A 7,651-nucleotide genomic window follows, 5' to 3' on the forward strand; every position below is an offset into this window, starting at 1 on the left:
CCGTGTGCGGGCGCTCGCGGACCAGCACCCGCTCTACCCCAACCTGTGACGGGTCACGACACGACAGGGAGAAGAACAGTGGTACACGCAGTCAAGGGTGTCGTGGCCGCGGGGCGCGGGGCCGAAGTCTCCGTCGAGACGATCCTGGTCCCCGACCCCGGTCCCGGCGAGGCCCTGGTGAAGGTGCGGGCCTGCGGGGTCTGCCACACCGACCTCCACTACCGGGAGGGCGGCATCAACGACGACTTCCCGTTCCTGCTCGGCCACGAGGCCGCCGGGGTGGTGGAGGCCGTCGGGGACGGTGTCACCGACCTGGCGCCCGGGGACTTCGTCGTCCTCAACTGGCGCGCCGTCTGCGGAGCCTGCCGGGCGTGCCGACGCGGACGCCCCTGGTACTGCTTCGACACCCACAACGCCGCGCGGCCGATGACGCTGGAGGACGGCACCCCGCTGAGCCCCGCGCTGGGCATCGGCGCCTTCGCCGAGAAGACCCTCGTCCACAGCGGTCAGTGCACCAAGGTCGACCCGAAGGCGCCGCCGGAGGTGGCCGGACTGCTCGGCTGCGGCGTCATGGCGGGCGTCGGCGCGGCGATCAACACCGGGTCGGTCGGCCGCGGGGACAGCGTCGCCGTCCTCGGCTGCGGCGGCGTCGGCGACGCGGCCATCGCGGGCGCCCGGTTGGCGGGCGCCCGCACGATCATCGCCGTCGACCTCGATCAGCGGAAGCTCGAGTGGGCCGAACGGTTGGGCGCCACCCACACGGTGGACGCGCGCACCCGGGACGTGATCGAGTCGATCCGGGAGCTGACCGGCGGTCACGGGGCGGACGTCGTGATCGACGCGGTCGGCAGGCCGGAGACCTTCCGCCAGGCGTTCTACGCCCGCGACCTCGCCGGGACGGTGGTGCTGGTCGGCGTCCCCACCCCGGACATGACCGTCGACCTCCCCCTCCTGGACGTGTTCGGCCGCGGCGGAGCGGTGAAGTCGTCCTGGTACGGCGACTGCCTGCCGAGCCGCGACTTCCCCATGCTCGTCGACCTCCACCTCCAGGGCCGGCTCGACCTGGGCGCCTTCGTCACCGAGACCATCGGCATCGGCGACGTCGAGCGCGCCTTCGAGGACATGCACGACGGACGCGTCCTGCGCTCGGTGGTGGTCCTGTGAGCGCGCGGATCGAACACCTCGAGACCTTCGGGGCCTTCAGCCTCGACGGAGGCACCTGGGAGGTCTTCAACAACGTGTGGCTGGTCGGCGACGACGAGGAGGTCGTCGTCATCGACCCCGCGCACGACGCCCGGGCGGTGCTGGAGGCGGTCGGCGGCCGCTCGGTGGTCGCAGTGGTCTGCACCCACGGGCACAACGACCACGTCAACGCCGCGGTCGAGGTGGCGGACAAGTCCGGCGGGCCGATCCTGATCCACCCCCACGACGAGCCGCTCTGGCGGTCGGTGCACCCCGACCGCGCCCCCGACGCCTGGCTGGCTCACGGCGGCTCCGTCACGGTGGCCGGAACGACGCTGCGGGTGCTCGGCACGCCGGGCCACACGTGGGGTGCGGTCTCGCTGTACGCCCCCGACCTGGGCGCCGTCTTCTCCGGCGACACCCTGTTCCAGGGAGGGCCGGGCGCCACGGGCCGCTCCTACTCCTCCTTCCCGACCATCATCGAGTCGATCCGGGACAGCCTGCTGACGCTGCCCGCCGACACCGTCGTCCACACCGGACACGGCCCCACCACGACCATCGGCGCCGAGGCGCCGCACCTGGACGGCTGGATCCAGCGCGGATTCTGACGCACTCCGACCACACGATCAGGAGGACCCCCCTATGCCGACCCAACCACGTGTCGTGCTCATCGGAGCGGGCATCGTCGGCTGCGCACTGGCCGATGAGCTGACCGCACGCGGGTGGACCGACGTCACCGTGCTCGAACAGGGGCCGCTGTTCGCCACCGGCGGCTCCAGCTCCCACGCGCCAGGCCTGGTGTACCAGACCGTCGGGTGCAAGACCATGACGGAGTTCGCCAAGTACACCGTCGAGAAGTACACCGCGCTGACGCTCGACGACAAGTGGTGTTTCCAGCAGCTCGGCGGCCTGGAGGTGGCCACCACCCCGGAACGTTGGGCCGACCTGAAGCGCAGGCACGGTTGGGCGACGTCGTGGGGCGTGGAGAGTTACCTGCGCGACCCCGGCGAGTGCGCCGAACTGCACTCACTGCTCGACCCTGGCAGGATTCTCGGCGGCTTCCACATCCCCGGCGACGGGCTGGCCAAACCGGTACGCGCCGCCGAGGCCCAGGCCCGGCGGGCGATGGACCGCGGAGCACGCTTCCTCGCGCACCACAAGGTCACCGGCATCGAACGCCGCGGCGGACGGGTCCGGGCCGTCGTCACCGAGCACGACACCTTCACGGCCGACATCGTCGTCTCCTGTGTCGGCATGTGGGGTCCGCGGATCGGCCGCATGGTCGACCTCGACGTCCCGCTGGTCCCGATGGCGCACCAGTACGCCAAGACCTCTCCGCTGCCGGTCCTTCGGGGCGTCAACGACGAACTGCGCGAGATGAGCAAGCCGCTGCTGCGGCACCAGGAGGCCGGACTCTACTTCCGCGAGCACGTCGACCGCATCGGCATCGGCGCCTACGAGCACCGCCCGATGCCGATCTCCGCCGACGAGATCCTCGATCCCGGTGTCGCGCCCACCATGCCGTCGGAGACGCCGTTCACCCCGGACGACTTCGACACCTCCTGGGCGGACTCCGTCGACCTGCTGCCGTGCCTGGCCGACGCCAAGGTCGACGAGGGAATCAACGGGTTGTTCTCCTTCACCCCGGACGGCAACCCACTGCTCGGCGAGCACCCCGACCTCCAGGGTTTCTGGCTGGCCGAGGCGGTGTGGATCACGCACTCCGCGGGCGTGGCCAAGGCGATGGCGGAGTGGCTGGTCGACGGTCAGCCGAACATCGACCTGCACACCTGCGACCTCAGCCGGTTCGAGGAGGTCGAGCGGGGACCGGAGTACGTCCACCTGCGCAGCTGCCAGGCCTTCGACGAGGTCTACGACGTGCTGCACCCGCTGCAGCCCGCCGAGCGGCCGCGACCGCTGCGGACCAGCCCGTTCCACGAGCGCCAGGCCGACCTCGGCGCGGTGTTCCTCGAAGGGGGCGGCTGGGAGCGGCCGCACTGGTACGAGGCCAACGCGAACCTGCCCGAGGTCGGGCAGATCCCCGATCGGGGCGACTGGGCCGCGCGGTACTGGTCGCCGATCGCGGGCGCCGAGGCACTGGTGGCGCGCAAGAGGGTGGCCATGTTCGACATGACGCCCCTGAAGCGGATCGAGGTCACCGGTCCCGAGGCGCTGACGTTCCTGCAGACGATGACGACCAACCAGCTCGACCGCAAGGTCGGATCGGTCGTCTACACCCTCATGCTCAACGAGGACGGCGGGATCCGCAGCGACCTCACCGTGGCCCGGCTCGCCGAGGACCGCTTCCAGGTGGGCGCCAACGGCCCGATCGACCTCGACTGGCTGCGCAGGCACCTTCCGCCGGGCGGACGCGTGCAGGTCCGCGACATCACCGCGGGCACCTGCTGCATCGGGCTGTGGGGTCCCGCCGCCCGGCGGCTCCTCCAGCCGCTGACCCGCGAGGACTTCTCGCACGAGGCGATGGGCTACTTCAGGTCGAAGCGGGCCTTCATCGGCGACGTCCCGGTGACCGCGATGCGCCTGTCCTACGTCGGCGAACTGGGCTGGGAGCTCTACACCACCGCCGACATGGGCCGCCGCCTGTGGGACACGCTCTGGGAGGCGGGCCGGGAACACGGCGTCATCGCCGCGGGCCGCAGCGCCTTCGCCAGCATGCGGCTGGAGAAGGGCTACCGGTCCTGGGGCGCGGACATGACCACCGAACACGACCCCTACGAGGCCGGGCTCGGCTTCGCCGTGCGCATGAACAAGGGCTACTTCCACGGCAAGAACGCCCTGAAGGGCCGCTCCGAGGACACCGTCACGCGCAAGCTGACCTGCCTGACCATCGACGACGCCCACCAGGTCGTCATGGGCTCCGAGCCGGTCCACGCCGGCGGCGCGCCGGTCGGCTACGTCACCAGCGCCGCGCGCGGCTACACCATCGGCAAGAACATCGCCTACGCGTGGCTGCCCGCGGAGGTCTCCCGGCCCGGCACCCCCGTCGAGATCGAGTACTTCGGTGAGCGCGTCCCCGCGGTGGTCGCGGCCGAACCGCTCTTCGACCCCGACATGACCCGCATCCGGTCGTGAGCCGGACACGGCGTTCCCAGCCACCGGTCACAGCCCGCGAACGCTCCCGACCCGCCCCCTCGATCCCCGGTGCCCCGTCAGCGTCCGCACCGCACGGAACGGAGACCACATTGACCGAGAACCTCGTCGCCCCTTCGGCCACCGGCGGTTCCGCACTGCCCGAGAGCCTGATCCCGACCCTGCCCGGCCACATCTACACCGATCCGGAGGTCTTCACCCGAGAACAGGAGAGGATCTTCGAGCGGATGTGGTTCTGCGCGGTCCGCGGCGCGGACCTGCCCAAGCCCGGTGACTTCCGTACGGTCCAGGTCGGACGGGAGAGCGTGATCGTCACCCGGTCCCGCGACGGCGCGCTGCGCGCCTTCCTCAACGTCTGCCGCCACCGGGGCGCCAAGCTCTGTGTGGAGGAGTCGGGCAGCGTCAAGCGCAACTTCCAGTGCCCCTACCACGCCTGGACCTACGGGCTCGACGGGAGGCTGGTCGCCGCCCCCAACCTCACCTCGATGCCGGACATCGACCGTACCGAGTACGGCCTGAAGCCGGTGCACCTGCGGGAGGGGCTCCCCCCCNCGCCCAGGACCCGCCCTCGTTCGCCGACACCGTGCAGGCCGACGTCACCGGGCGGTTGGGATCGCTGGAGGCCATCGACAACTTCGAGGTCGACGGGCTCGAACTCGGCCGGCGTATCACCTACGACGTCAAGGCCAACTGGAAGCTCATCATCGAGAACTTCATGGAGTGCTACCACTGCGCGACCATCCATCCCGAGCTCACCGAGGTGCTGCCCGAGTTCGCCGACGGCTACGCGGCCCAGTACTTCGTCGGCCACGGCGCGGCCTTCGGTGAGGAGGTCTCCGGGTTCACCGTGGACGGCAGCGCGGGCTTCGACACGTTGTCCGGGGTGGACTCCGACCAGGACCGCAAGTACTACGCGATCACCGTCCGACCGCAGGTTTTCGTCAACCTGGTCCCGGATCACGTTATTCTGCACCGGATGTTCCCATTGGCCGCCGACCGCACCGTCGTGGAATGCGACTGGCTGTACAGCAAGGACGTCGTGGCGTCCGGCCGCGACGTCTCGCACTCCGTCGAGTTGTTCCACCGGGTCAACCAGCAGGACTTCGACGCCTGCGAGCGCTGCCAGCCCGCGATGTCGTCGCGGGCCTACGCCGACGGCGGTGTCCTCGTTCCCTCCGAACACCACATCGGCGAGTTCCACCAATGGGTGCAGAACGTACTCTCCCCCGACAAGGACGGTGAATAGTCAGTATGATCACTGCCCCCAGGGTCTTTTGGCCCTCAGTGATTCTGGTAACGATATTCGTCGCGTTCACGGCGGTCTTCACCGACGTCGTGTCCACGGCGATCACCACCCTGCAGGACACCGTGATCGGCGCGTTCGGGTGGTACTACATCCTGATCGTGTGCGGGTTCGTGGTGTTCTCGATCCGAGTGGGCCTCGGCCGGTTCGGCGACATCAAGCTCGGCCCCGACGACGAGGAGCCCGAGTTCAAACTCGGCACCTGGTTCTCGATGCTGTTCGCCGCGGGCATGGGGATCGGGCTGGTGTTCTGGGGCGTCGCGGAGCCGCTGAACCACTTCGCCAGCCCCAAGCCGGGCGTCGAGGGCACGTCGCAGGAGCTCGCCCAGCAGTCGCTGGTGCAGACGTTCCTGCACTGGGGCCTGCACCCGTGGGCGATCTACGTGGTGGTCGGCCTCGCCATCGCCTACGCGATCCATCGTAAGAAGCGTCCGGTCTCGATCCGCTGGGCACTGGAGCCGCTGCTGGGCAGACGGCGGGTGAACGGCTGGCTCGGCGACCTGATCGACGTCGTCGCGGTCATCGGGACCCTGTTCGGGGTGGCCACCTCGCTCGGCCTCGGCGTACTGCAGATCGCCTCCGGGCTCGACGTGCTCGGGATCGTCAGCGACCCGGGCAACTGGACGAACATCGTCCTGATCGGCGGCATCACCGCGCTGGCCATCTTCTCGGTGACCACCGGTGTGAAGCGCGGGGTCAAGTGGCTCTCCCAGATCAACATGGGGCTCGCCGTCGTCCTGATGCTCATCGTGCTGGTCACGGGGCCGACGCTGTTCCTCCTCCGGGAGTTCGTGCAGTCGATCGGGCTCTACTTCCAGAACCTGCTCCGGTTGAGCTTCGACACCACCGCTCTGGAGGGCCAGGGCGGCGCCCAGTGGCAGGGCTGGTGGACGACCTTCTACTGGGGCTGGTGGATGTCCTGGGCGCCGTTCGTCGGTGTGTTCATCGCGCGTATCTCGCGTGGCCGGACGGTGCGGGAGTTCGTCACCGGCGTCCTGCTGGTGCCGACCGCGGTCACCTTCCTGTGGCTCACCGTGTTCGGCGGCAGTGCCCTGTACCGCGAGCTGTTCGGTTCCGGGGGAGGCGTCGCGGCGGACGGGTCCGTGAACACCGAGGGGGCCCTCTTCGGCCTGCTCGGCGAACTGCCGGGAGGCACCGTCCTGGTCGCGGGAGCGGTCATCCTCATCGTGCTGTTCTTCGTGACCTCGTCGGACTCCGGGTCGCTCGTGGTCGACATGCTGGCCTCCGGGGGCAGTCACGAGACCCCGGTCTGGAGCCGGGTGTTCTGGGCGGCCGCCGAGGGACTGGTCGCCATCACGCTGCTGCTCGCGGGGGGTCTGAGCGCCCTCCAGGTCGGCGCCATCCTCATCGCTCTGCCGTTCAGCGTCGTCATGCTGCTGATGTGCGTCGCGACGTGGAAGCAGCTCGGGGAGGAACGCCGCCGCCAGATCCGGGCCCAACGCAGGATGGAGCGCGAGGAGCTCACCGAGCACGTCTCGCAGAACCTGCTCGAAGGTGACGAGTTCACCGGACAGATCTCCCAGAACCTGCTCGAGGAGGGGGAGTTCACCGCGCAGCTCTCCCAGAACCTCATCGAGGAGGGCTGGACCGACCCGAACGGCGAACCGAACGGCGCGGACCGCTCGGACACCGACGACCCCGATGCCGTCAAGGACAAGGTCTGACACATGAAGAAGCGCGTTTTCGATCAGGACGTCGACGAGGACGCGCTGCGCGTCGGTGAGCCCGGCCACGCCGCGGCCGGGCTCACCGGTGTTCTCGTCTCACTCCAGCGGAGCCGGGAACAGATGGGCGTCGGCCGGACCGTGCGGACGCTGCCGCTGATCAACCAGCGGGCGGGGTTCGACTGCCCCGGCTGCGCGTGGCCGGATCCTCAGGCCGCCGACGGCGACCGGCGCAAACCCGCCGAGTTCTGCGAGAACGGGGCGAAGGCGGTCGCGGAGGAGGCCACGACCCGCCGGATCGGTCCCGACTTCTTCGCCCGCCACTCCGTCGCCGAACTGGCCGAGCGCACCGACTACTGGCTCCGCCGGC

The 7,651-nt window shown here is 69.8% G+C and carries 4 protein-coding genes and 2 pseudogenes; all 6 read left to right on the top strand.

Annotated features, from left to right (window positions below; genetic code table 11):
- Positions 1-78: 78 nt before the first annotated feature.
- Positions 79-1,164 (top strand): S-(hydroxymethyl)mycothiol dehydrogenase, encoded by a 1,086-nt coding sequence (locus D471_RS0118875; protein WP_026127866.1) that lies wholly within the window; start codon positions 79-81, stop codon positions 1,162-1,164.
- A complete protein-coding gene (locus tag D471_RS0118880; protein ID WP_017600056.1) occupies positions 1,161-1,790 on the top strand; it encodes an MBL fold metallo-hydrolase in 630 nt (209 codons plus the stop codon). The genes D471_RS0118875 and D471_RS0118880 overlap by 4 nt, the downstream gene beginning before the upstream one ends.
- Positions 1,791-1,824: 34 nt before the next feature.
- Positions 1,825-4,275, top strand: a complete 2,451-nt coding sequence (locus tag D471_RS0118885; RefSeq protein ID WP_017600057.1) for a GcvT family protein — start codon at positions 1,825-1,827, stop codon at positions 4,273-4,275.
- Positions 4,276-4,385: 110 nt separating this feature from the next.
- A pseudogene (locus tag D471_RS35110) lies at positions 4,386-5,539 on the top strand (aromatic ring-hydroxylating oxygenase subunit alpha).
- Positions 5,540-5,544: 5 nt separating this feature from the next.
- On the top strand, positions 5,545-7,281 hold the full coding sequence (locus tag D471_RS35115; RefSeq protein ID WP_040690304.1) for a BCCT family transporter: 1,737 nt from the start codon (positions 5,545-5,547) through the stop codon (positions 7,279-7,281).
- Positions 7,282-7,284: 3 nt separating this feature from the next.
- Positions 7,285-7,651, top strand: a pseudogene (locus D471_RS0118900) (hypothetical protein); the annotation flags it as partial.

Origin of the sequence: Nocardiopsis lucentensis DSM 44048 (assembly GCF_000341125.1) — a bacterium.
Lineage (GTDB): Bacteria > Actinomycetota > Actinomycetes > Streptosporangiales > Streptosporangiaceae > Nocardiopsis > Nocardiopsis lucentensis.